The 24,367-nt window shown below is 59.1% G+C and carries 21 protein-coding genes; 4 read left to right on the top strand and 17 right to left on the bottom strand.

Translation table 11 applies throughout. The annotated features are described in order from the left end of the window. The first annotated feature begins 4 nt into the window (after positions 1 to 4). Positions 5 to 844: a phosphoserine phosphatase SerB gene (gene serB, locus F1002_RS09240; protein ID WP_150428750.1), complete on the top strand. Its 840-nt coding sequence runs from the start codon at positions 5 to 7 to the stop codon at positions 842 to 844. 128 nt (positions 845 to 972) lie between these two features. Here the strand turns inward: serB and F1002_RS09235 are convergent, their stop codons facing one another. The 5 genes from F1002_RS09235 to F1002_RS09215 all read right to left on the bottom strand — a co-directional run bounded on the left by F1002_RS09235 (position 973) and on the right by F1002_RS09215 (position 8,222). Beyond that, complete coding sequence (locus F1002_RS09235; protein WP_150428749.1) at positions 973 to 1,980, bottom strand: hypothetical protein; 1,008 nt, start codon at positions 1,978 to 1,980, stop codon at positions 973 to 975. A gap of 62 nt (positions 1,981 to 2,042) precedes the next feature. Next, entirely contained in the window at positions 2,043 to 3,869 is a 1,827-nt protein-coding gene (locus F1002_RS09230; RefSeq protein WP_150428748.1) for a DUF2235 domain-containing protein, read from the bottom strand. Beyond that, on the bottom strand, positions 3,866 to 4,417 hold the full coding sequence (locus tag F1002_RS09225; protein WP_150428747.1) for a DUF3304 domain-containing protein: 552 nt from the start codon (positions 4,415 to 4,417) through the stop codon (positions 3,866 to 3,868). The genes F1002_RS09230 and F1002_RS09225 overlap by 4 nt, the downstream gene beginning before the upstream one ends. Continuing rightward, the gene (locus tag F1002_RS09220) at positions 4,414 to 5,352 is read right to left on the bottom strand and encodes a DUF4123 domain-containing protein (protein ID WP_150428746.1); all 939 of its coding nucleotides are present in this window, start codon (positions 5,350 to 5,352) and stop codon (positions 4,414 to 4,416) included. Before F1002_RS09220 ends, F1002_RS09225 begins: the two co-directional genes overlap by 4 nt. An 8-nt stretch (positions 5,353 to 5,360) precedes the next feature. Further along, the gene (locus F1002_RS09215; RefSeq protein WP_150428745.1) at positions 5,361 to 8,222 is read right to left on the bottom strand and encodes a type VI secretion system Vgr family protein; all 2,862 of its coding nucleotides are present in this window, start codon (positions 8,220 to 8,222) and stop codon (positions 5,361 to 5,363) included. A 303-nt stretch (positions 8,223 to 8,525) separates the two neighbouring features. Here F1002_RS09215 and tssA point away from each other — a divergent pair, with 303 nt between their 5' ends. After that, positions 8,526 to 9,611, top strand: coding sequence for a type VI secretion system protein TssA (gene tssA / locus F1002_RS09210; protein ID WP_150428744.1), 1,086 nt, complete (start codon positions 8,526 to 8,528; stop codon positions 9,609 to 9,611). 36 nt (positions 9,612 to 9,647) lie between these two features. Here tssA and F1002_RS09205 read toward each other — a convergent pair whose 3' ends face one another. From F1002_RS09205 to F1002_RS09180, 6 genes are read right to left on the bottom strand one after another with little or no spacing between them, the layout of a single operon-like run. Next, on the bottom strand, positions 9,648 to 10,442 hold the full coding sequence (locus F1002_RS09205) for an OmpA family protein (protein ID WP_223879525.1): 795 nt from the start codon (positions 10,440 to 10,442) through the stop codon (positions 9,648 to 9,650). A gap of 2 nt (positions 10,443 to 10,444) precedes the next feature. Further along, positions 10,445 to 11,428: a type VI secretion system-associated protein TagF gene (tagF, locus tag F1002_RS09200; RefSeq protein ID WP_150428742.1), complete on the bottom strand. Its 984-nt coding sequence runs from the start codon at positions 11,426 to 11,428 to the stop codon at positions 10,445 to 10,447. Beyond that, on the bottom strand, positions 11,425 to 15,222 hold the full coding sequence (gene tssM / locus F1002_RS09195) for a type VI secretion system membrane subunit TssM (protein WP_150428741.1): 3,798 nt from the start codon (positions 15,220 to 15,222) through the stop codon (positions 11,425 to 11,427). The genes tagF and tssM overlap by 4 nt, the downstream gene beginning before the upstream one ends. Before the next feature lie 16 nt (positions 15,223 to 15,238). Continuing rightward, positions 15,239 to 16,660, bottom strand: coding sequence for a hypothetical protein (locus F1002_RS09190; protein ID WP_150428740.1), 1,422 nt, complete (start codon positions 16,658 to 16,660; stop codon positions 15,239 to 15,241). Positions 16,661 to 16,676: 16 nt separating this feature from the next. Beyond that, positions 16,677 to 16,943: a PAAR domain-containing protein gene (locus F1002_RS09185; protein WP_150428739.1), complete on the bottom strand. Its 267-nt coding sequence runs from the start codon at positions 16,941 to 16,943 to the stop codon at positions 16,677 to 16,679. 44 nt (positions 16,944 to 16,987) lie between these two features. Then, positions 16,988 to 17,836 carry a M15 family metallopeptidase gene (locus tag F1002_RS09180; protein ID WP_191090353.1) on the bottom strand — a complete coding sequence of 283 codons (849 nt, stop codon included), beginning with the start codon at positions 17,834 to 17,836 and terminating at the stop codon, positions 16,988 to 16,990. A gap of 198 nt (positions 17,837 to 18,034) precedes the next feature. Between F1002_RS09180 and F1002_RS09175 the strand changes: the two genes are divergently transcribed. After that, a complete protein-coding gene (locus F1002_RS09175; protein WP_150428738.1) occupies positions 18,035 to 18,613 on the top strand; it encodes a hypothetical protein in 579 nt (192 codons plus the stop codon). A gap of 204 nt (positions 18,614 to 18,817) precedes the next feature. On the opposite strand, the gene F1002_RS09170 is transcribed toward F1002_RS09175, so the two are convergent. From F1002_RS09170 to mltG, 6 genes are read right to left on the bottom strand one after another with little or no spacing between them, the layout of a single operon-like run. After that, positions 18,818 to 19,477: an ankyrin repeat domain-containing protein gene (locus F1002_RS09170; protein WP_191090352.1), complete on the bottom strand. Its 660-nt coding sequence runs from the start codon at positions 19,475 to 19,477 to the stop codon at positions 18,818 to 18,820. A gap of 2 nt (positions 19,478 to 19,479) precedes the next feature. After that, positions 19,480 to 20,256: a TatD family hydrolase gene (locus F1002_RS09165; protein ID WP_150428736.1), complete on the bottom strand. Its 777-nt coding sequence runs from the start codon at positions 20,254 to 20,256 to the stop codon at positions 19,480 to 19,482. 8 nt (positions 20,257 to 20,264) lie between these two features. After that, positions 20,265 to 20,627 (bottom strand): PilZ domain-containing protein, encoded by a 363-nt coding sequence (locus tag F1002_RS09160; protein ID WP_150428735.1) that lies wholly within the window; start codon positions 20,625 to 20,627, stop codon positions 20,265 to 20,267. A 6-nt stretch (positions 20,628 to 20,633) separates the two neighbouring features. Next, complete coding sequence (gene holB / locus F1002_RS09155; protein ID WP_223879524.1) at positions 20,634 to 21,593, bottom strand: DNA polymerase III subunit delta'; 960 nt, start codon at positions 21,591 to 21,593, stop codon at positions 20,634 to 20,636. A gap of 56 nt (positions 21,594 to 21,649) precedes the next feature. Further along, positions 21,650 to 22,264: a dTMP kinase gene (gene tmk / locus F1002_RS09150; protein ID WP_150428733.1), complete on the bottom strand. Its 615-nt coding sequence runs from the start codon at positions 22,262 to 22,264 to the stop codon at positions 21,650 to 21,652. Continuing rightward, positions 22,261 to 23,256 (bottom strand): endolytic transglycosylase MltG, encoded by a 996-nt coding sequence (gene mltG / locus F1002_RS09145; RefSeq protein ID WP_223879523.1) that lies wholly within the window; start codon positions 23,254 to 23,256, stop codon positions 22,261 to 22,263. Before mltG ends, tmk begins: the two co-directional genes overlap by 4 nt. Before the next feature lie 92 nt (positions 23,257 to 23,348). On the opposite strand from mltG, the gene F1002_RS09140 reads away from it, so the two are divergent. Then, entirely contained in the window at positions 23,349 to 24,365 is a 1,017-nt protein-coding gene (locus F1002_RS09140; RefSeq protein ID WP_150428732.1) for a folate-binding protein YgfZ, read from the top strand. Positions 24,366 to 24,367: the final 2 nt, after the last annotated feature.

Genomic DNA, 24,367 nt, shown 5'->3' with positions numbered 1-24,367 from the left:
TCGAATGAACCTGATCATCCAGGGCGGAGCCCTGCCCACCTTCCTGCTCGAACGTATCGTATCCGCTACCGGCGCATCCGCTGTCGAACCGCGCCCGCCACAAGTTGTCTGCCTGAAGAATGCCAGCCGGACCGCTGAATTCGATGCGCTCATCCCGCTGATCGAAGCCGAAAAGCTGGACTGGGCCTTCGCACAGCCCGGCAAGAAACTCTCCGATTTCGGCCTGATCTGCTTCGACATGGACTCGACGCTGATCACCATCGAGTGCATCGACGAACTTGCCGATTTCGCCGGCAAGAAAGCCGAGGTTTCCGAGGTGACGGAAGCTGCCATGCGCGGCGAGATCGATTACCGCGAGAGCCTGCGCCGCCGCCTGGCCTTGCTCGCCGGTCTCGATGCCCGTGTGCTCGCCCGTGTTTTCGGTGAACGCCTGCTTCTCTCCCCCGGCGCCCGCGAACTGCTCGAAGCCTGCCAAAACGCCGGCTTGCGCACGGCCATCCTGTCCGGTGGCTTCACCTATTTCACCGAACGCCTGCGCATAGAACTCGGCTTCGACTTCGCCACCTCGAACGAACTGGAAATCGCAGGCGGCAAGCTGACCGGCAAGGTCGTCGGCGACATCGTCGACGCCGCCGCCAAGGCCCATCACATCGCACGCCTGACCGACGAACTCGGCCTGCGCAAGGAACAGGTCATCGCCTGCGGCGACGGTGCCAACGACCTGATGATGATGGCCCAGGCCGGCCTCTCCGTCGCCTTCCACGCCAAACTAGCCACTCGTGCCAAGGCGGATGTCGCGATCAATTTCGGTGGGTTGGACTCACTGCTGAACCTGTTCGAGTAACGTACGCATTAGCCTTACCGGAGCAGTGGGCGCCGAAGGTGTTTTCGCCCACCAACCGGACCTCGCAAGAGGCGTAGTCGCTTTCACCATGCTTCACACAGAAGCCACGCGGACGGGTATCTCTTCACCTAATGCTGTATCTCCGTGCTCGCAATGGGCGAAATCCCCCAGAGATACGCCGTAGCCTTACGATGCTGATCCGCGAGAGCATGTTTGTTTTGCGTGGCTTCCAGATTGTTGACGGGAGCTTTGTCAATGCCACATTCGACTTCATGCACATCGAATGTGGCGAAAAGCTCCTGCTCCTCCGCGGAGTATTTCCAAAAGGGTTTTTCCGGCAACGTAGCAAGCCCGCGAACCAACAAAGTTTTCGATTCCCCCACCGTACGCGGGAATACACGCCAATTGCTTTCTGGCTCCTGGTTTCCTGCGGGCAAGCAGTCTTTCGGGGCTGCTAACAGATCAATGTCCCAGGCGATTCGAGCCACAATGACTTGCCTAACACCTGCCGGCATAACTTTGTTCAAACTGGTCACGGTCAGAAAGGAAACAAAAAACAACAAGCCGATAGCGACCATTCGTAGCCATGGCTGCGCATACCTTGCTTTCCGATAGCGGTACCGGGAGTTGGCGGCGGCGAAAATTGCCCAAAGCTCAAGCAACAGACAGGCTAGCATTCCAGCCGCCGCCAACCAGTCACTCATTGCCAAAAAACTTGCCGCAGCCAACGCACTACTGAACTCACCCGGTGCCACGTGAAAAATATCTTTCACCATGGCCCGCCCCGACATGCCGGAAAACCAGACCATGACTACGCCAAAAATGGCCAGGTACTTGAAGGCAATCGATTCGCTCAAGTCCGGCATCAGGCGGTTGATCAGCTGTAAGGCCAGGAGTGGCACGGTCAGCGCCAGCAACATGTAATACATGAAGCTATCCCACGCACTCCCGTCAGCCTTGAATACCCAAACAATGGCCCCGGCAAGAACCAGGCTTTCCACGATCAAGGCGATACAAAAAGGCTTGCTCACCCTGGTACTGAGCGCCAAAAGCCATGGTTCAAGTAGTTGAGCGAGGAAACGTCTGATTTTCAATGTGCGGTGCTGCGAAATCATGGAATCGGTTGGCAAAACCATGGCAAATCAAGGACAAGCGTCGAGCCGTTCAAACACAGCAGCCATTCAACGCGGCAAATCGTTCAGCTCTTGTCAAACACCACGCGCCGCCGGACATGGCCGTCGCTTTCCCGGCGGGTCGACGTCATGATCTTGACTACCCCGCCTGTCGCAGCACCCTCCATGTCGAGAATGTCTCCGACATCGCTATCGCGCATCACCGGAAAGCTTCCCGGCTTTTGCGCGTCCTGTCTCAAAATCCGCTCCTCGAACGGATTGAGCTTCTTCCCGCGACGTTGCTTTTCCTTGGCTTGTTTGACCTTTTCTTCCTTGTCGTAATCCGTCACCGGACCAGCGAGGTAGAACGATGCATGGGAATCGTGAATATGTTCGTCAAAGAACAAATGAATCGATGGCGGCACCTGATCCAGCAGCCGCGCCTCCTCAAGCGCCTCCTTGTCCAACTCGGTCGGCATGTTGTACGGCATTTGAGAACGCGAACGGGTATCGTTGGCGGGTAGGCTATCCAGCCAGCGTTTGCGCTTGATCGCCCGCTCCATGTCTTTCTGAAAATCGAGTTCGCTGGCGTACAAATCCTCTTTGTCTTGCGCATCTGCCTTTTGATAGCTGTTCAGTTCCTTGAATTTCGGCGCCACCTTGAGCCGCCAGCGCCAGTACAGGCGCATGTGCTTGTGGATCAGCGTTTCAACGGCAGCTGCCGAAGCCTTCGACCAGATGGCGTACTCGCGGAAACGGGTGCGAAGCTCTGGGGCTAGTTGCAACTCGTCGGAAGTATCCTGTCGCTGCTTGCCTTCAAGCTCTTTTTCGGTGAGTAACGGAACCCCAGATGCTCTCGCCTCCAAATACATATTCACCAGCGGCACCTGCGAAGCCAGCAGGGATCGGCTGCCCACGGCCTTGCCCTGCGCACCGGGGCCATAGCCGCCGCCGACATCCGAATGCGAACCGGGGTACACCACCTCCAGGCAATTGGCCGGGTAGCTTTTGCCATTTCGCGCTGCTGAGAGCGGAAACGATTTGCGGATTTCATGCGCCGCCACGTAATGCACGCAGCGCTCGACCGCCTCGGGAATTTCCAGGGTGCCATCGGCCCAGTCCATCAGGCCGTCGCCACCAATCGGCGACGAATCGGCCAGCCCGACCGACGCCACCGTGTCGAACAGGCCAAGGAACTGGAAGCGGATGGGAATGCCGCAAAAGGTATGGCCGCCATCCTGCTTCTTGCAGCATTCGAGTATCCAGTTGCAATACGCCCTGGCCTCTGCTGCGCCGCGCGAGAAACCGAAAACAGAGAGGTTGATAAGCACGGGTTTGGGCTTGGGGTCCTTGCCCAGCGACTGTTTGAGGCGGGATTCCAAGCCCTGGAAATAGCTGCGGCGCTTGCCGGAGAACAGAGTCCAGCCGTTTTTGAGAACGTCGGGGTTGTTGATCGTGGAAAGGGCCTCGCTGCCTGGAACCAGATCACGTTTGTTAACCGAGAAATTGACCGCGTTGTAGAGTTGGATCATGGCCCAATGAAGCCGTGCCTCACCTCCCTTTGCCATGGATTTTCCATCGGCGCTTTCGGTCATCTCGCCAATTTTCTCAAACTTCGTACCGACACCGGGGACGTAATAGGAAAAATAGCCATTTTTCCGATCATCCTTAAAGGCATCGTGCAAGACCACCACATTTGAGTGGCTACGCTTACTCGGGTCAGTGACTTTTTCCTGATCCCTTTCTTTGTTGTTGTTTGTGCCATCGAAGAACATGCCAACCCAGATCGTTTGTTGGCAAGTGGGTTGCTTGTTGTCGGCCAGGCAGCCATAGGCAGCGGCGCGTTGCGCTTGTTCCTTGGCTGATAGGGGACGCAGTCCGGGCAAGCTGGTAGGTGGCGTTTGAACAATCATTTTTTCATCAACCTCTGAAACTCTTCTTCAGTAAATGGATGTGGCCCTACGTCACCAAGTTTGGACGGATGATCAGAGTGCCAAGGAGCCATATCGCTCACATAAACCCTGATTTCATCGTGCGGCAGAAAGAACACTTGAACCGTATCGGGGTCGCTATACGGTTCGATGGGAACGGTTTTTTTAAGGGATTTCTGTGGCCGCCGGGGTTCGCCAACACACTTACTATTACCATCGCTATCGACGCCTCTCCCGCAATCGCTCCGCCGCCACTCGACGGTGACTTGCAGCTTGTCATGCCACTTTCGGGGAATGCTGACACAACAGACCTGCCCGCCGCCCGAGCCGATTCCCACGCCGCCACCCCAGGCGCCATCGACAAAATATTCCTGTATGCCTTCCGCCGAGAAGTTGTAGGCCGACAGCGAACTCCCCGCCATGTTGTCCGGCGGCGTGAAATTGGAATCGCAGGCGGCAAGGGCCATGGCCCCCATCCAGATCAGGCATCGCAGCCATGCGGGTTTCAGCGTTTTGGAATGGTTTTTCATGCGTGCTCCCGATGGGCGGCAGGATTCAAGGCATCAATCTGCTCCCAAATGTTGTCGTCCCAGGTTTTCAACACATCGGAAAAGCGGGCTTGCCGGTTGCGAATGACTTCCCAACTCGGCGCCAGACAGGGCAACTGGTAAAAGGTCTCCGATGAACTCCAGGCGATTGCAACGAACTGGAGTTGATCTGGTGCGTCAACAACACCCCGTTCTCGTCCGGCATCGAGCAAATTAGACAAGCGTTGATGAATATCGGACGGCGTGGTGTCGGGAATGATTTCAGGTGACGATTCGCGCAGCATGCCGAAGATCAGGTCAGCCTCCGCAGCCTGCATCATTTCCGCAAACTGTCGCTTGTCCAAAGACAAGGGAGGCACAGGGGCATCGCTGATTTCCTCGGGCGTTGGGAATGATTTTTTTTGACTCAGTTTCCCTTCGCGGTTGATCCAGGCCCAGCGGCGAACGGTGCTGCCCAGGGTCGTCGTTTGATTCTCCGTGAGTTGGTCGAGAAGTGCCGGAAGAATTCGCGTATCGGTGTAGCGGCAATACAGATGCACGTCGTCATCGGTTTTTGTTTCAGCCAGCCAGACCAGCGATTGGCGTCGAGGGGAGCCTTCCGACACTTGAAGTTCCACGAACGACAATGCAGGTACTCCATCGGATGCGCCGAGAAACCATTTCAATTTGTCAGCTTGCAGCCTTTTCATGGGTATCAGCCGTGGTCCGAGCTCTTCGTATGCAGCATAGCGGCTGGTTTCAAGTAATTGAATGCTTGGTGAGGCATGTCGCTCCATGCGAGCGAGCATTTGGGCATTGAGCATGCTCATGTCAACAATCGCAAAGCATTCGTAATTTGACGACCTGTCCGCGCCCAGCCAGTCTGCCAATTCGTCGGCAAGCCCGGCAGCGTGTTGATTTTGAAGAAACGTATTCAATTTTTCCCCTATTGCGCGGCAGCAAACGGAGAAGCTGCTTTCATCGCCGCCAACAAACACTCCTTGCACACACTTTCGGGAAACTTGGGCAACCCGTAGTTCTCACTCGCTGGCCCGCTAAAACTCTTCTTGGAGGCATGCACGGTAATCGTCCCCGGGCACTGCACGGTGATGCCGCCATCGATGGTAATGCTCGCCCCGCCTTCCAGGGCGAGGTGAACTTTCTTTGCGGCGGCGAAGTCGATGTGCTGGGTGGCTGAGACGAGTTTGATATCTTTCTTCGCCATGAACTTCATGTCGTCGCGCTGCGCCTGCAGGTCGATGTCGTCCTTGGCGGCGATGAGCTTGATGCCGGTGTTGCCCTCACCGGCCTTGATCGCCCCTGCCAGGAGGCCGATGGCTTGGCCACTGTGGATTCTGGCTTTGCCGGCGATGGCGAGGTTGGTGTCTTCTCCGCTTTCGAGGATCAGGGTCTCGCCGTTGGCGACATGGAGGTTCTGCCCGGCGACCGTGGCGATGCCGGCCTTGCCGGCCTGGATGATGGCGGGGTCGGTAAGGTGCGGGAGTTTGTCGGCGGTCTGGATGTTCTTTTGTTGGGCGTCACGCTGGGCGACGTCTTGATCCTTGGGGTCGACCATGCCGCTGGCGATGGTGTGCAGGGCTTTGAGGGGGGCGGCTTTGTCGTCGGCCCTGGATTGGTCTTTGCCCTGGGTGCCGAGGTGGCTGGCGAGTTGAACGGTGCGGTGGGTTTGGGTGGCCTGGTTGAGTGTCTTGGCGAGGCTGCCGGCCTGTTTGAGCAGCGCCATGGCGGGCGCCATGTCGCCGGCGGGTTGGGCCGGGGTGATGGGCCAGGTGCTCATGACGAGGCCTTGCCCGGCGCGCAGGGCACCCCAGGCGTCGGTTCTGAGTTCGACGCCGGTGCCGCGGAAGGAGCCGCGGTAGTTGTCGGCCTGGTGGATGAGGTGGCCGAGGTTGAGTTCGCTGGCGTACTGGGTGGTTTTGAGTTGCAGGCGCTGTTGCCGGTCGGTGTCGTCGAGGGCGAGCTGGGTGTAGCCGGCAGTTGGCCCATGAGCGCCGAATTCCTTGCTCTTGAAGCCGCTGAGGGCGGCGGGATGGCGGTGGCTTTCGGGGGCCGCGCCGTGCCAGGCGGGATGGTTGCCGCCGGCGGTGTTGCCTTGGCCGCTGGGGCTGTGGTCGCTGGCGGGGTCGAAGACGTTGTCGCGTGCGGATGGACCGGGGTCGCCGCCCGGTGTGGCGGCAATGCCGCCTTCGCCCTGACCGTTGTAGAGAGCGCCTAGGATGACGGGGCGGTCGATGTCGCCGCCGAGGAAGTCGACGAGGACTTCCTGGCCGATGCGGGGCAGCCATTGCCAGCCCATGCCGGGGCCGGCTTGCCGATTGAGGACGCGGACCCAGCAGGAGTCCTTGTCGTCCGCTGCTTCCGCCAGTTGCCAGTGGAAACGAACCTTGACGCGGCCGAGCGCATCACACCAGAGTTCGTCGGGGCCGTTGGGGGTGGTCTGGCCTTCGGGGCCGACGACGAGGGCGCTCATCGGGCCGGGTGCCGTAGGACGGGGGTTGATGCGGGCGCCGGTCCTGTCATCGAGTTGCGGGCGCCAGGGGGTGTAGTGGCGGTGGGCTTCGAAGCGGTTGCCGTAGCCGCGTTCGGTGGCGAGCTTGAGTAGTTCGGAGGGGATGGCGGCCGGGGCGCTGACCGGGGTGATGCGGTCTCCCGTGTCGAGTCCTGCGGCGGGACGGGTTGGCGCTTGCGCCAGGCGTCGGGCGATGGCGGCGATGGATTCGCCGCCGAGGTTGTTGATGCCGAGGTGGGTGATGCCGGTCGGGGCGTAGCGGTGTTCGGCTTGGGGATTGGCCCGGTCAAGCGGCAGGCCGATGAGGTCGAACCAGGTGCCCGGACGCAGGCTGCGTACGTTGCTGCGGCCCAACCAGCCGGTCTCCTGGACTTCCCGGGCTTCCATGGCGAGCCGACCGTAGCGTTCGGCTTCGGCAGCGTTGGCCCAGGCGTAGAGACCGGGGTCGTCGTAGCTTTCGAGTGGATGCTTGCCGCCCACGGACGAGGTGCCGGGAATGCTGAGTGTGACGCTCTTCTTGGCCTTGTAGTCGTAGCTGATCGCAGTGATCCGGTTGCTGGTCAGCCGCCGTTGCTGGCCGAAGGCAACGATGGCGTCTTGCTCTTCCTGCGAGTCGGCGCGGTGGTAGCGAAGACCTCGGCCACCGTTGCTGGACTGCGAGAGCGTGTCTTCGGGAAAGCCGAGGCTGTCGGCGAAGAGGCGCAGGCGGTGGCCGGCCGGGGCATCCGGGTCTTCTTCGACCGTCCAGCCGATGCCTTCTTCGGCGAGCAGACGGGCGACAAAGGCGTAGTCGCTTTCGCCGTATTGCACGCAGTAGCTGCGCGGACGGGTGTCGGCGAGGAAGCCAGCAACCTCGTCGGTCCATTGCCAGGCCGCGACGTCGCTGTAGTCGGCGAAGATGGCTTCAACGATCTGGATGATCCCCTTGTCCTGAAATACGCGGTTGTGCCGGCCGCGACCGAGCAGCCAGATCCAGGGGACGACGGTAAGGTGGTAGCGGGCGAAGCCGCCGTCCGAACCCAGCTTCTGTGCAGCGCGGACGAGGCCGCTGCGGGCCGCCTGCCTGCCATCCGAAAGCCGGGTGTTGAGCGTGACTGAACGGCCGAGCAGGCGCTTGAGTTCGAGGTGCGCGTCGGTGGAGAGGAGGTCGATGCACAGTTCGAATCCGGCCGATAGTTCTTCCCTGCCCCACCAGGCTTCGACCGGCATGTCCGGGCCAGATTTGTCGCGCCAGACGAGTTCGTATAGGCGGGTCGCGGAGAGGAAGGGGATATCCATGGTGTCGGACTGAACGGATCGGTTGCACGGGCGGAAAAAATCACCGCCAACAATTCAAATAGCATGCAATTTTACGTGACGATCACGCATCGCTGAAAGAAAATTTATTCATTTAGGATGCCAACAAAATTGACAGACCATCACAGCAGCATGGTGAGCCGTCTCCCAAGCTATTAAAACGCATGGTTTTTTTGATTGGCTAACGGCCGGCATCTGCAGGATTTTCGAATCGCCATTTGGGTACCGGAGCATTTCAATCAATATGCTATTAAACTATGCCATTTTCAAATACAGCCCCGAAACATGGATCCTTTCTCTATTGCATCTCCCTTGACGTCAAAGCATGGCTCATGCGGAGAAGACCTCATCTATTCCTCGGATTTCGATCAAATTCAGGAGGCTCGTCGCTTCGACGACCCTACGCTATCGCAAGGAGAGTGGGTTACCGATGTCAAGGAAGCCGATTGGCCCGGCGTTGTACGGATTTGCGAAGATGTCCTGACCAACAAATCCAAGGATCTGCGCGTTGCGTGCTGGCTGATCGAGGCGCGCTGCAAGATTGCCGGCCTGAGTGGCCTGACGGATGGCTATGTCTTGCTTGGTCAGCTCTGCGAGGTATTCTGGAACGATATTCACCCGCTGCCGGAAGATGGAGACATCGAACAGAGAACCGGAGTGCTTGATTGGCTTGCCAATCAGACACCGCGTCTTTTACGTGAAATAGCCTTGACCCGTTCAGCGAAGGGCAACTTCTCGCTACTGGACAACGATACAGCGCGCGCCACGGCCAAACAGATGGAGCGCAACCCAGGCCACGCAGAGGATATCGCGCGCAATGCCTATGTATCACTCGAACAGTTCGAAGCAGCTGTCAGGGAAACACCCAAGGCCTGGTTTGCCGAGAGCTTGCGCAATACGGAACGGGCGCGCGAAGCCGTCAAGCATTTACAAGCCCTCCTCGACGTGCGGATGGGTGAATACGCCCCGGCCTTTGGGCAGACATTCGAAGTGCTCGATGATCTCGCCCACTTCTACCAGCGCCATGCCGGCAGCAGCGTCCCCGCCGCGCCGGAAGCCGCGCCCGGCGAACAGGCGATTACCGGCAGTTCCCGGACGGAACGGCGCGAACCGACCATAGGCGAACCGGTCGACATGGCTGCCGGCCCGATCCGATCACGCGCCCAGGCAATTGGTCAATTGCAGGAGATCGCTGCGTTTTTCCGGCGCACAGAACCACATAGTCCCGTTGCCTATCTGGCTGAAAAAGCCGCCAAATGGGGCACGATGCCCCTGCATGAGTGGCTGCGTACCGTCGTCAAGGACGATAGCGCCCTGTTGCGCATGGAAGAACTGCTCGGGGTCGAACCCGACCGGAATGAAATGAGCTGATGCTGTTTCGGTAGTGACTACGCGCTACCGAACAATCTAGCGCCCGGCCAGGCGGAACTCGATTCGACGGTTTTTCGCCCGACCTTCGACAGTATCGTTCGAAGCAACGGGCTGATCCGGACCAGAGCCGGACGCACTGAGCGCTTCGCCCGGTATTCCCTTGTCGATCAGGTAAGCACGTACCGTATTGGCGCGCGCCAGACTGAGTGCGACGTTGGCCTGGCGATTGCCCTGGCTGTCGGTGTGACCGATCAATTGAATCTTTGGCGCGCCGATCTGTTTGATGGCGCCCGCCATTTCATCCAGGATGGCCCGCCCCACCGGCGTCAGGGTAGCCGCACCGCTCTCGAACTCGACAACGCGATTCGAAAGGGTTTTGTCGAGTATCACCTGAGCTTCGCCTCCGGCAACGATCAGCCCGTTGTCGATGGAATACGTCGGATTGAGCGAGGTGGCAATTTCGCTGACCACCTGTTGCCGCAACGCTTCGTTGGCTACGTTGCCCTTGAGCGCGACCTGCGTGCCGCTCACCTGCAGTTGCCCCTTATGCACCTGCTTCAGGTTGGGCGTCAATATCTTGGTCATGTTCTCCGACCAGTTGGGAGGCGGCACCACGCCACCCACTTCCAGCCGGTCCACAACGTTATGGGCGCCATAGAGCTCGCGTAGCCGTGCGAGGATCGCCGCACGCGATGCTTCGTCGGGCACGCTGCCGCTGGCGACCACTTTGGCTGGCTCCTCGGCAGGCTTGGATGTTGCCGGACTGGCTTGTGCAAAAGCCGATACGTGAAAAAACAGAGTACTGGCAATAAGGATTGGAGAGAGTTTCATGATCATTCGCCCAGAAATACTTCGCGGAAGGTAGAAACAGCCTGTTCCAAGGAAACATGCGGCTGGGCCAGATAGGAGGAAAGTTTGGCAACACCGTAGTCGTTGACGATCTCCGCCTGATCTTCGATCCACTCCGGATCGAACAGGGCAATGACCCGGTCGGCCGAGGTATCGGGCGACAAGGCGGCCACCAGGGTTGCCGGAGAGGAACCGTTGAACCCGATGATCAGCCTCGGCTTGTCGGCACGCCGCTCGATGATGACCTGCAACTCGACCATCGTACGGCGCAGAAAGGCCGTTAGCAGGTAAAGCCATAGGCCGGCCACCAGATTCCGGTTGCGCTCGTCGGCAGGCAAGGGGAAAACGATTTCCTTGTCGATGGCAAGATCGCCCTGTCCGAGTGCGGGACGCATCAACAAGCCAATGGCCAGAATGATCCGGCGCACGGAATCAACGTCCGGTGCGCCGATCAAGCTGGCGAGCGATTCCAGGCTGTTTCTCCGGACGAAATTGCCAAGCGGATCGCTTTGCATGGCCGTTTCGAAATCGGCGGCGCAGTTGACACCGTCCAGTTCGCCCATTAGGGCGGCAACCTCGCCGCCGCGAACGCCGGTCTCCGAAATGGCTGCCAGCGCCCCGAACGAATGGGAAAGTCCTGCCGGGGCACAACGAAAAATCAAGGCGTCGTCGCGCTCGATGGTTGCAGCCACGATGAAGGGAAAGCGACGCCCCGAAGAATCCAGACTTGGCCGCAAATGCCCGACGACCGAAAGCCTGCTGCGCGCACCGACAAAGGCAAAATCGATAGCACAGGCGTTATCGTAGGCCGTTTTCCAGCGCGGATCCTCTGACAGGCGCTCCATGCCCTGGGATACCCAGCGGTCCAGTACGGTGATCAACTGGTGTTGCCCTGACCCTTTGACGAAATCGCCACGCGAGGGAATCTTGCCGAAGCAGGTCGCCGAAGAATTCGCCATGCCGCTCATTGCATGCCTCCGGCAAGCTTGGCGGACTGACTGTCCGTCGCCTGCGGCCCGGCCGACTCGGCTGCCTGCTCGGCCGGCTTGCCGACCTTGCCGACCGCCACGCTCCGTGGCAGCACCAGACCCGCCAGACCGCGTGCGCCCGAACCGCTCTCGCCGCCGCCCGATTGAACTTGAGCACTGCTGACCACCTTGAGGTCAATGCCGACTTCGACCCCTTCCGCCAACCACGTCAAGTGGAACGAACCATCCGGCAAGCGGGTACGCTTGGCGGAATTGATCATTTTCTCAAGTCCGAAACGTCCCGGAATATTCACGACTTCGACAATACGTCCTTCGAACGTGGTGGCTACGATCTTGGCACCGGGGACCCCTGCTGCATTCGGCCAGACGAAATTGGCCCATTGCGCCACGCCGTTACGGTAGTTCAGTTTCTGGCCATCGATTTCGATGACATACCCGGTCGTTCCCGGTGCCGCTTGCGGCCGGAGCATGAAAACCGTCTGCGCCTGGGCCGCGGCGCCTCCACCGGAATCGGCCGCCGCGCCACCATCAAGCGGCGACACCCAGCGGGCGAAATCGTTCATGAACTCAGGCTGCAGGGTAATACCCAGATCACCCCATGTGCGCGGCGTGATGGTGTTGCCACGGCGAACGACCAGCGCCCCCATCGAGGATTCGACGTACTTGGATATCGCGCCTTCCGGACCGAACATCTGGGCGATCTCGGTGGGCGAGGCCTCGATATTCGACTTCGCGGCAAAGGGGTACTTGATTGCCAGTTTGCGGTTGAAAGGCTCGAACACCTGGGCCTCCCAGGTCTTGTTCAGCTCCTCCGATGCTGGCTTGATAATCGCCGCGTAGGACTGAAGCAAGGGCCTGACCAGCAGCGGACGCAGAACGGCGCGCTGATTGTCGGGAAGGCCGGTCAGCATCTGCTCATCGACAAAGCGCAGCGTCTCGGCCATTTCGGACCCATTGCCGTCAATCGTTTCACGCATCAGCTTCAGCGAACCCGGCCCCGGATCCCCTTGGTTCTTGAGCTGATTCAGGCGAGTTCTGACCCGGGAAAGCTGTTTGAGGTATGTGTCGACCAGAGGGTCCGCCTTGTCGCGCGGAATAACCAGGCGCCCGAAGCCGGCAAACTCCTTGCCAATCGGCCCCATCGGAATCTCGGTCTGCTTGGCTGAAACGTTGACATCCAATTGAACGCGACTCGGCGACATTTGCAGGATGGAACGCTTGAACCACTCGACAAAGCCCTTCTGCGCACGCTCCAGTCCGAGGTTTGCCATGGCCGGGTTGTCCCATGCCGTTTGGTCGAAAACCACCTTGATCAGCGTACCCACCGGCGACATCTGGGGATCGCCCAGGCGATCCATGGCCGCAACGGCTTCCGGAAAGGTTTCGAAAGACGCCACGCTGATGCCTTGGACGAACAACTTCCACTCTTCGGTGTAGTCGCGTTTGTACATGGCGACCAGAGACTTCTGAATCTGCTCGGGGCTGCCTTCCAAGGTAAGGTCGTCCTTCGTGGACGTCTGAAGCACCCAGTCGGCATTGCTTTGCTCGTTCGTCGCCGCATCCTTGATCGCGTTTTGCACGTACTCGCGCCACGCCTCGACGGTAAATGCGCCGGAAACCACGTGGCCGCCGGCCACCAACGCCGCATTGTCGGGGCCGACGATGTTGGCGACCGTCAATGGCGCAAAGCGGGTCGAGGCACGCGCCTTGATTTCGGCATAAACGCGCTCGGCTGCGGGCATCCCGCGCACTACCTGACGCAACTTGTCGCGCACCTCGTCGACGAGAACCAGATTATTGGCGATGGTCGGCCAATCGGGATGCGTTGCATGCTCGAGATGGAAGGTGAGAATGCGGCCAGCCGAACGGATCATCTGCTCACGCGTCATGGTTCCACGATTGGCCTCGAGCCAGCCGCGCCAGAAACGGGTGACCTGGTCGGACAAATGCCCGACATCGACATGGTCGCGACTGGAGAGCATGAGATAGGTCTTCAGCGCGTTGTACCCGTCCTCGACATCGGCCGGCGAAGCATCCTTGTACTGCTTGTTGCGCACCGGCTTGGCGGCCCCGGCAGGCTGCGGCTTGAGACGATCGCCCTGGGCGTTGACCTCGTTGAGGAAGGCCTCGAGATTTTCCTTGACCGGCAGCAGCATGACATTGCCGACCCCGGAGAAATACTCGCGGCGCAGGTGATCGGCTATCCGCTCTCCTTGATAAATGCCGAGTCCGATGGAGACGGGATGTTCGCTGTTGAATTGCTCGAGCTGCGCCAGGCGATCCTGGATGATTTCCAGGGCCTCTAGGCGGGATTGCAAGTCGATCCGCCCCTCCTGCAGCTTGATCGCCTTGGCTACGTCCTGTTCGACGTTGGCGAGCAGAGTGCGGTTGTTGACGTATGACCAACTCCAGCCTCCCAGTGCCAGTCCCAGGCAACACAGCGCGCCCAGCACGGCGAACTGGCGCAGGCGTGCCTTGTTCCGGGTCGTATGCTGGCGAACCAGATTGCGATCCGGGAAGATCACCTTGGAGAACAATTCCTTGAGAAAGTACCCGTGGCTAAGCGCGGTACGGACCTGACCGTTGCCGGCGCCCTGCAACGAGAATTTCCGCAGGATGCGGTCGTTGACCGCCGGCTTGATATCGTTGGTCTGCGTGGCGGAGGTAATGTAGAAGCCGCGGAAAATCGGCTTGAACTGGAACGGATTGTCTTCGAACAAGGTGGCAATGAATGCCTTGAGCGCTGGCTTGACCGCCGCGAATTCAGATGGGAAGGTGAGCAGCCCGGGCGGTGTGTTTTCGCTTTGCAGTCGGGACATCTGGGCCACGCTCATCGCGCGCAGCCCCTCGTATAGCTCGTCGAAGTGCCGGTCGAATAGCGCGATCAATTCGTTGCCGCCGGCCTGCTCGTAGGGAATCGTCGCTCCCCAGACACGGTCGCGCTCATTCCAGTCGAGGTCCAGGAAAAACTCGTGAAAGCCGGGGATCAGATCGACCTTGGTGAAAAGCACATAGACCGGTGCAAACACCTCCAGCTTTTCCGTCAGCTCCTGCACCCGCTGGCGAAGGTTTTTAGCCAGGTTGATCGCGAAACTCGGCGAATTCCCCATCAACTCGCCAATGCTGACCGTCACGATGATGCCGTTGATCGGCGCACGCGGCCGGTGCTTTTTCAACAACCCAAGAAAGCCCAGCCACTCTTCGCGATCCTCCTCATGCACGGAATAACGTCCGGCGGTATCAAGCAGGATACCCTCCGTGGTAAAAAACCAGTCGCAGTTTCGTGTCCCCCCGATCCCCTTGATGATGGCATCGCCGCCGTCGTCGAAAGGAAATTTCAATCCGGAATTCACCACCGCCGTACTCTTTCCGGCCGCCGGATTGCCAATGGTCATGTACCACGGAAGCTCGTAAAGCGCCTCCGCTCCCGACATCTGACCGAGCTTGGAAGTCTTGATCGTCTTGACCGCCTCCTGCATGCGTTGCTTGAGTGCCTGAATCTCCGCCACTGCAGCACCAGTACCCCGCTTGGCTGCCGAATCGGCCTGCTGCTCGAGCATCGAACCGATGGCTTCGCTGGCCCTGCGTGATTTGTGGCGACGGTAAAGCCAGACGCCACCCCACAAAGCCAAAACCACCAGGCTGGCGAGTACCGCCCAGATCATCGCCACCTTGAGCGTTGTTGCACCCAGAAAGAAGAAGGCTGCTACGGCAGCCACACCCATGAAGGAAAGAAACCGGGAATCGGTCAGTAAGTTGCGGAGCTGGGACATCGTGATTGTGCTTTACTCAAATGCTGTGGGGATTGGCTTCGGCCTCTATCGGGACGGGTAGCGCGAGAAGCGCAGCGCGTCCGAGGTGATGTTGATTGCTGATGCATAATGCGGGCGCCTCGGTGGCAAGAACCCTTACCTTGGCGCAGGCCAGGGCCACCAGCCCGCCAATGGGTGACAGATCGCCTGTACTCGCACCGATGGCCAGGCAATCCTTGACCGGATCAAGGTGGTCGAAATCCTGCCCCAGCCCGTCCAGGGCTTCCATCAGGTTATTGGCGCGATGATCGGTATCGAGAAGAGCCGTTTTGATGGCCGAATGCTCTATCCCGGTTACATCAAGCAAGCCGGCCGTCAGTTGACCGATCAGTTTGCCGCTCACCCGCCCTCCGGCATCGACGGGTTTGTCGCGAGATCCCATGCTGACCCGGGAAATCATGGCGCAATTCTCCAGCCGGCATCGATCTATCAGTGTTTTGCCGGCGAGCAACAAAGCGACCCCGCCCTCGCCGGGTATCTGCCGCTCCTGATGCTCGGACGTAAACAGCCGATTGCCGCTGAGTCTTTGTGCAACGCTCTGCTCATCGACACCCGACACAACACCAAGCAGCAGGGTCAACTCCTGGCTTGATGGATCGCGATTGATGCGCAGATTGATCTCATCCAATACCTGCATTGCCTCGAGTTCGTTGCTTACCGGCACGATGGAGATATCCGGCGTGTTCTGTTCCGATAGCGCAGGCACGCCAGCCTGCAGCCAGGCCTTGATGGCCGTCAAGTCCATACTTTTCCAGGTAGCGGGCACCACCAAGGCCACCCTGAGGGTGGGCGAAACACCCACTCGTTCGAGAGATTCAGGCAGCCTGTCGTTCACCATGTCTAACAACCGTTCGAGCAGCGACAACGAACGCATGATCTGCTCGTGAGCAGACAAGTCACCCAACGGGAGGGCATGATTCAAGCTACGTTCAATCGTCGCATCGACATCGAGATCCGGCACCTCGGCCAGGAATACCGGAAAGCCCGACTCGTCGGTCAAGCGCGCACTGGGTTCCGGCCGCTTGCCTTCCTCGGTGGCGCTGAGTGTCTCATCGGCCGCCCCACCTGCCGAAGTAACGACAAAGCCATCAATGACGCCGATCATGAAGCTGCGCTCCGCCGCCTCGGATTTCGCCGTCGCCAGCACCAACGGATCGTCGTCACGCAAGACCGGAGCCGCGGGCAGTGAAGGCGCCGACGGCGACTTCAAATGATCGATGAAACCTCGCAACAGGAGATAGCCGCCAACCAGCGCCAGAGGTAACGCAACCAGGTACAGGCCGAGATCAAGCTTGCTCGGCTCATAGTCGTTGGACTGCCACCAGCCAAGCACCAATGCCCAGACCAATGCCAGGGTCAGCAGGCTGCCCCCCAAAAGCTTCAATGCCGTAGGCCACATCTTGCCGCCTGCCTGATCAATCGGTCGTCAGCGACTGGCTGGCAATCAGCGTCGCTCCACAGGCGGTCTTGTCGCCATGACGAGCCGCCGGACGACCATCGATCAATGCTGTCGCATCACCGGTAACGATCGTGGTCACGTTGCCGTGCCCTTTCTTGGGACAAGTCACCTTGTCGCCTACTCTCGCCACGCCTTTGCCGTTGCAATCGCTGGTTTCGGAAGCCGAAATGACGACCCCGCCATGATCGGTCTTGTCGCCCAGCACAATAAACGGTCTGCTCATCAAATGCCTCTCGGTTTACATCAATGCCCATTGCGGCAGCGCACTCATTGCGCCGCTGCCCGACCAAGAACCCCAGGCCGTCGAAGTTCGACGTGCCCGTAATCCTGCATCTTCCAGTTGCCGCCCCAGGTCAGCCCCACCTGCGCGGCGACTTCACCGTAAAGCTGGTAACCCCGCATGACCCAGGGATCGCGCTCGGATATCAAAACCTTCCCGTCCTTGAAAAAGGCTGAATCCGCGGCCAAGCCATATTGGTGGTAGCTCATATTCGCCCCGGCCTGCGTCACATGCGCCCCCTGTTCAAACAGTCGAGCCTGGCGCTCCGGACTTCGATACCCTTCGATGAGAACCATCTCGTAGCCATGGCGCTCCTTCATCAACTTGTAAACAACCAGCAGGCGCTGCGTAAACTCCGCATCGAGCAAGCCCCAATTGCGACTGGCATGGATCGCATCCGGACGAACCATTTCAACTTCGCGGGTTGTAAAAACCTCTGGCGGCAATGGCGGCGGCGGAACAAGCTGCTCACCTTCCAGCAGCACAGCAATCTGGCGATCGGTTGTACGGCCAGCTTCGTAAAAATCAAATACCGCCGGCCGATGCACTGCCAGAGCCAGCAACGAAGGAGCCCCCAACAGGAACAAGGCGCCAGCAGCCAGAACAGGATTTTCTACTGCAAAGCGCCCGACCCCGCGAAATGAACCCCTGGCCTTCCGACCGACATCCATAACCCCGACAATGCAGCGGCCGGCCTTCCGTGCAAAAGGAAGCACCCCGACGCCGAGCATCAACGAGAACAACGCAAGCATGCGCTCTCGCTGGGCCGGAAAAACAACCAGCACGACCCCTAGCACCACAACCAGGAAATAGACAAATACCGTAGCAGCGACCACGCACAACCTTCATAAACCGCCATGCATCGCGCGCCCCAAATGCAGCGCACAAATCGTGGCATTAGTCATCTGTACTATTTTAATACAAATGGTTTTCTTTATGAACTTATGAAGGTCTGTTTATAATTGTTGATGCAATCGACAATAAATCACTTAACAACCGATTTAGATATTCCCTGAACATACCAAAGAGCCACGATGAGCATCCTGAAAGACCTGGACCCTCAGTACGCAAAATTGCACTCCGAGCCCTTGCTGCGCAAACCTGTCATTTGGAGTGGGGTGGCATTGCTCGCCCTGGGAAGTGCTTACTGGATCGCCACTCGATCAGCAACGCAACCGGCGCCAGCCGAAGCAAAACCCACCTCGACCCAGCAAGCCTCAACACCACCGACCGGAGCGGCAGCCCCCAAGGAAACCCCTGCGAATTCCTCGACGGACAGCATAAGAACGCCTGCTTCGCCGGCCATGCCAGCAACGCCTCTTGCCGCGACAATTCGCGAGGAGACCCAAAAAACAGGCACCACCGACCAGAAAACCGCGCAACCCGCGGCAAATGAAAAACCACTCCGAACCGGCCTTGCCGACGCGAAGCATCCGCAGCTGCCGCAAAGCCCATCCAACAAGGCAGCCTCGACCTCGACACAAAAGACTGAGCAGGCCAAGCGCAAACCTTCTGTAAACCAAACGGTTGCGACGAATAAAAAAACACCGGGAGCCAACGAAAAAAAATCCAGCGAGCGTGACATCGACATCATCACGGCAATCGTCCGCTAGACTACTAGCCCCCGGCAGTTTCGATACAAACAACGGAAATTTTGGAACAGGCGAAGGCGGCCCATTCGCACCTAGCGGCAACTATGATGCCTGCAACATATCCCGCGACACGGAATAGCAATCCACCAGCTGGCGAAGACAGAAACACCAAGATACGCCCCCGGAGCACGCCCCGGGAAGCCCCCTTGACCAACATCAAGGTCGCTAGCGTACCTCGATCGTTACCGTGCGACCCGACATCGCCCCAGCCTGGCGAAGCATCGATGCGATATCTGTATTGCCGGCCTTGAGGGCAATATCCAAGGCTGTCTCACCAGTATCCAGCTTCAATGCAACATTGGCCTTTTTCTCAAGCAACAGCTTGACCACACTGGCATGACCACTGCGCGCCGCGGCAATCAGCGGTGTCGTGCCGTTTTCACTCGGCAGATTGATATCCGCACCCGCCTCGATGAGGCGTTTGACGATATCCAGGTGGCCGCTGAAGGCTGCATAGGCGACGGGCGTCCAGCCGCTCATATTGACGGGGGCTCCCGCCTTGATCAACAGATCGACCACCTTCAGATGGCCGCGAAAGGCAGCAAGACGCAACGCCGTATCGCCGGCCGAGTTACGCGCATTGAGCTTGGCACGCTGACCGATCAGGTAGCCGACCAGTTCATCGTGACCATCACGTGCAGCCAGCATCAACAAGGTATTGCCATCGATATCCGTGGTATCGACCGACGCCCCTCTGGCCACCAATTCCGCAACCCCTCCCCTGTCACCCATTTTTGCAGCACTGATCAAATCGTCATAAGTTGCCGCATGAGCACTCGAAAAGAATGCCAAAGCCAGCAATGCGCTCAATAGTGTATTTTTCATGTTCATCGGGGAGTACAGGGAATTTTGAACAGACGAGAAAAATTTTCTGTCGTCGCCTGCGCAACCTCATCCAGCGAAAGGGAGCGCAAGCGGGCTATTTCCTCAGCAACGTAACGAACGTAGGCCGGCTCGTTTTGCTTGCCGCGATAGGGAACCGGCGCCAGGTATGGGGCATCGGTCTCGACCAGCAAACGATCGAGCGGGCATTTTTGTGCAACATCCTTGACGGTCTGCGCATTCTTGAACGTGACGATGCCCGAAAAGGAAAGATGAAACCCGAGGTCCAGCGCCTGGGTTGCCACCGTCCAGTCTTCCGTAAAGCAGTGCATCACCCCGCCCACCGTATCGGCACCTTCTTCCGCCATCAGACGCAGGGTATCGACCGCCGAATCGCGGGTATGCACCACCAAAGGCTTCCCGCACGTCCTCGCAGCGCGGATGTGGTTCCTGAAACGCTCGCGCTGCCACTCCGGCTTATCCTTGTGCCAATAGTAATCCAGCCCAGTTTCACCGATACCAATCACCTTGGGATGGGCGGCCAATGCAATGAGGCGCTCAACCGTCGGCTCCTCGACCTCGGTAGATTCAGGATGAACGCCAACCGTCGCATACAGATTGGACTGACTCTCGGCGAGCGCCAACACTTTCGGAAAATCTTCCAGATTGACGCCGATGCAGACAGCAGCGGCAACCCGATTCTCGCGCATACGCTGCAAAACTTCGGGCAGCCGCCCGGCCAAGTCGGGAAAATCCAGGTGGCAGTGAGAATCGACCAGCATGCAGTCGATCAAAGCGTGTGCGTCGGGCGCGAAGACTGCATGACGCCACCGAGCAAGCCTTCGATCTTGCGGCGCGCTTCCTGGCCGCTTTCGTCATTGTTGAAGTGAACGCCGATACCCTGGGCCCGCCCATTTTGAGCACCAGCGGGTGTCACCCAGACCACTGTACCAGCAATCGGCAACTTGGCGGGATCATCCATCAACGACAAAAGCATGAAGACTTCGTCTCCGATCTTGTAGCTGCGCGTCGTCGGAATGAAGATGCCGCCGGCTTTCAGATGGGGCATGAACGCCGCATAAAGCGCCGACTTGGAATTGATGTTCAGCGAGAGAACGCTCGGACGCTGCGGAGCGGGTTTGGCTTCACTCATTGTTGATCAATTGGCAAACAGGGCTCGATATTCCAGAAAGAGGCCTTCCAGAAACAGGCGGGCATTGAGAGGCTGCTCTGCTTCCTGACGACGGTTGATGGCTGCGCGATACGACTGTATCAGGCGTGCAGGCGGAATCATATCAGCCAGCCCCGAAATTTTGGCCTGATGTTGCAGAAAATAACGCACCGGCAAGCCGTTTCTGGCGAGATTCAAATCAACCATCCATTTCTGAAACGCCTCGACCACCTGCTTCAACAACAACCTCCCCTTGCTGTCCTTGAGCGCCTTTTCAAGCTCGGTGGCCATACCCAGGGGATCGGCCGCACGCCCAGCCCCCAGCCGGCTGACCAGCAAATCCAGCCAGGCATTCTGTCCGGAATTGGCCATGTCGACCGCCAATCCCGGCGCCCCGCCCGCCAACGCCAACCAGTGCTCGGCTCGCTCGACACCTTCGTCGGCGAGAACCCTGGCAGCCACCTTGACAAGCGGAACCGGTACCGGCACGACCTGACAACGACTACGAATCGTCGGCAACAAGCGCATAGGCTCACTTGAAACCATTAAAAACAACGTACTTGGCGAAGGTTCTTCAAGTGTTTTAAGAATTGAATTCGCTGTATTCCGATTCATCGCCTCAGTCGGATTGACGAGCACGATGCGCAAGCCGCCACGATGAGTACCGACATTGAAGAATTCATCGAGACTGCGCACCTGATCAATGGTGATCTGCTGGCTGGGTTTTTTCTTTCCGTCTTCAGCCTCAACGTCTTCGCTCAACGCTTCAGGCTGCAAAAGGCGAAAATCCGGGTGATTCCCCTGAGCAAACCAGTTGCATGCCAAACATTTCCCACAGGCCATGCCATCGGCCAGGGGCGATTCACAGAGCAGGCTGGCCGCAAAGCAGCGGGCAAGATCAAACTTTCCCAAGCCTTTCTGACCAATCAACAGCAAGGAGTGCGGCATGCGCTGCCGCCGCCCCTGCAGCCCGGACCATACTTTGTGATGAAGCTCAATAACATTCATAAACAAATAGTTGAAACAATTTGTTCAAGTTGTTTTCGAATATCATGCATAGGACGATTGGCGTCCACCACCCTGAACCTGCCCGGACTGACGTGAGCCCGCTCAAGGTAGGCCTGCCGTACCCGCTCATGGAAATCGGCACGCTCCTGCTCGAACTTGTCGAGCACGCGATTGGCCAGGACGATACGCTCACGCGCCACATCGAGCGGCAGATCGAAGAGCAGGGTCATATCCGGCTGCAGGTGATCATGCACCCAGTGCTCCAGCGTCAGGAACTTGGCGCGATCCAGTCCGCGCCCGCCCCCCTGGTAAGCATAGGTTGCATCGCTGAACCGATCGCACACCACCCATTCGCCTCGCGCCAGTGCAGGCTCGATTAGCCGTGCAAGATGCTCACGCCGTGCCGCAAACATCAGCAGCGTCTCGGTTTCCAGATGCATCGGCTCACTGAGCAGCAGTTCGCGCAGCTTTTCACCCAGCGGCGTACCTCCGGGCTCGCGCGTCACATGCACGACATGACCTCGCTGCCGCAGCACCTCCGCCAGCCATTCCACGTGACTGCTCTTGCCGGCTCCGTCGATTCCTTCGAAAGTGATGAATTTGCCCTTCACTTCCCACCTCTCTGATATTTGTTGACCGCCCGGTTGTGCTCGTCGAGCGTCCGGGAAAATTCACTGCTGCCATCGCCGCGCGCGACGAAATACAGCACATCGGTTGCCGCCGGATTCAGCGCGGCCTTCAGCGATGCCAATCCCGGCATGGCGATCGGCGACGGCGGCAGGCCGGCTCGCATATACGTATTGTAGGGACTGTCGCTTTGCAGATCGCGCTTGCGCAAGTTGCCGTCGAATCCATCGCCCAGCCCGTAGATGACCGTCGGATCGGTCTGCAGCAGCATACCCTTGCGCAAGCGATTGACAAAGACTGCCGCCACCAGAGACCGATCTGCCTCGCGCCCGGTTTCCTTCTCGATGATGGAGGCCATGATCAACGCCTCCTGCGGCGACCTGTAGGGCAAGCCTTGCGGCCGCTGCGACCACTCGGCATCGAGTTTGCGCCGCATGGCACGATGCGCTCGTGCGAGCAGGTCGAGATCGCTGGATTGCTTGTCGAAGAGGTAGGTATCCGGGAAAAGCTGGCCCTCCAGCGACGAGCTGCGAATTCCCAAGCGATCGAGCAACTGCGCTTCGCTCAACCCGGCCGTGTCGTGGCGTAAATCCGGATGCCGGTCGAGCCTTGCTCGCCACTGACGGAAGGTCCAACCTTCGACCAGTGTCAATTCACCCTGGGTCACCTTGCCCCTGAGCAATTTATCCAGCAGTTGGCGCGGAGTCGTCCCCTCGTTAATCGAATAGCTCCCCGCCTTGATCGCGGTATCGGCCCGGCCGGCGCGCGCGAGCAGGGCCAGCAGGATCGAATTCACCGCAACACCGGACTCGCGCATGTCGACGATAGCCGTGCGCAGGGAACTGCCGGCGGCAACCCGGAAGTCGAGCGGAGAACTCCGCAAGGTCATCGGCTGGCTGGCCCACCACCACAGGCCGCCCGCCGCAGCGGCAAGCAACAACAGGCAGGCCAGGAAAAACTTGATCAGTAAGCGCACGGGAACTCGTCGGCAGCTAGCAGGTCTTGCCCGTGAAGAACGAGCACGTTGGAACGAGCGATATAATATCCGAAACCCCACCTGGAGCCCCCATGAATCCCCACTGGCGCAGCTTTCTCGAATCAGCCGAAGCGCTGTTCGACGGCGAATCAAACGAACTTCTCCATTTTGGCGATGCCGCTGCCGAATTACAGGCGGCAAGCACGCGGACGGTCGTCGTCCCGTTGACCCACCTCGCCCTGATCGAGGCCTCCGGCGAAGACGCCAAGGCCTTCCTGCACAGCCAATTCACCAGCGACGTCAACCACCTCGGCGAGTTGCAGGCGCAACATGCGGGGTGGTGCACGGCCAAGGGCCGCATGCAGGCCAGCTTTCTGGTCTGGCGCCAGAACGGTCGCTATCTGCTGACACTCTCCTCCGACCTTCAGGAAGCCAGCCAAAAACGCCTGCAAATGTTCGTTCTGCGCAGCAAGGTCAAGCTGACCCCCCTGACCGACAGCGCGCTCATGTTCGGCCTTGCCGGCCCACAGGCCGGCGAAGTGCTGGCCGATGCAGGCCTCCCCTGCCCTGGCGAGCCGATGAGCACTGCAATGCAGGGCGATACGGCGGTCATCCGACTCGATGCATCCCGCTTCATCATCGTCGCCCCTGAGTCCGAGATGGCTCCGCTATGGCAGAAGCTGACCGTCAAGGCACGCCCGGCCGGATGCTCCGCCTGGCGCTGGCTCGATATCCAGGCCGCCTTCCCGCTCGTCACGCTGGCCACCAAGGAAGAATTCGTGCCGCAAATGGCCGATTTCGAAAAGATCGGCGGCGTCAGCTTCCACAAGGGTTGCTACCCCGGCCAGGAGGTAGTTGCCCGCACGCAATACCTCGGCAAGGTCAAACGGCATTTGTATCGACTCGACAGCCAGGTGCCGCTCAAGGCGGGCGATGCCCTGCATTCACCCGACAATCCCGACCAGTCCTGCGGCACGGTCATGACCGCCGCGCCTTCCCCGGCCGGTGGCTATGCTGCACTGGCGGTGGTTCAGTCGAACTATTCGGGCAACGTTCGCCTCGGTTCGCTGGAAGGCCCCGCCGTCAAGGCAAACGCGGTCAATCCTTAAGC

The sequence above is a fragment of the Dechloromonas sp. CZR5 genome (assembly GCF_008711155.1).
Classification (GTDB): Bacteria; Pseudomonadota; Gammaproteobacteria; order Burkholderiales; family Rhodocyclaceae; genus Azonexus.
Note: the sequence above shows the minus strand (reverse complement) of the source record. Positions and strands in the feature narration are given on the sequence as shown.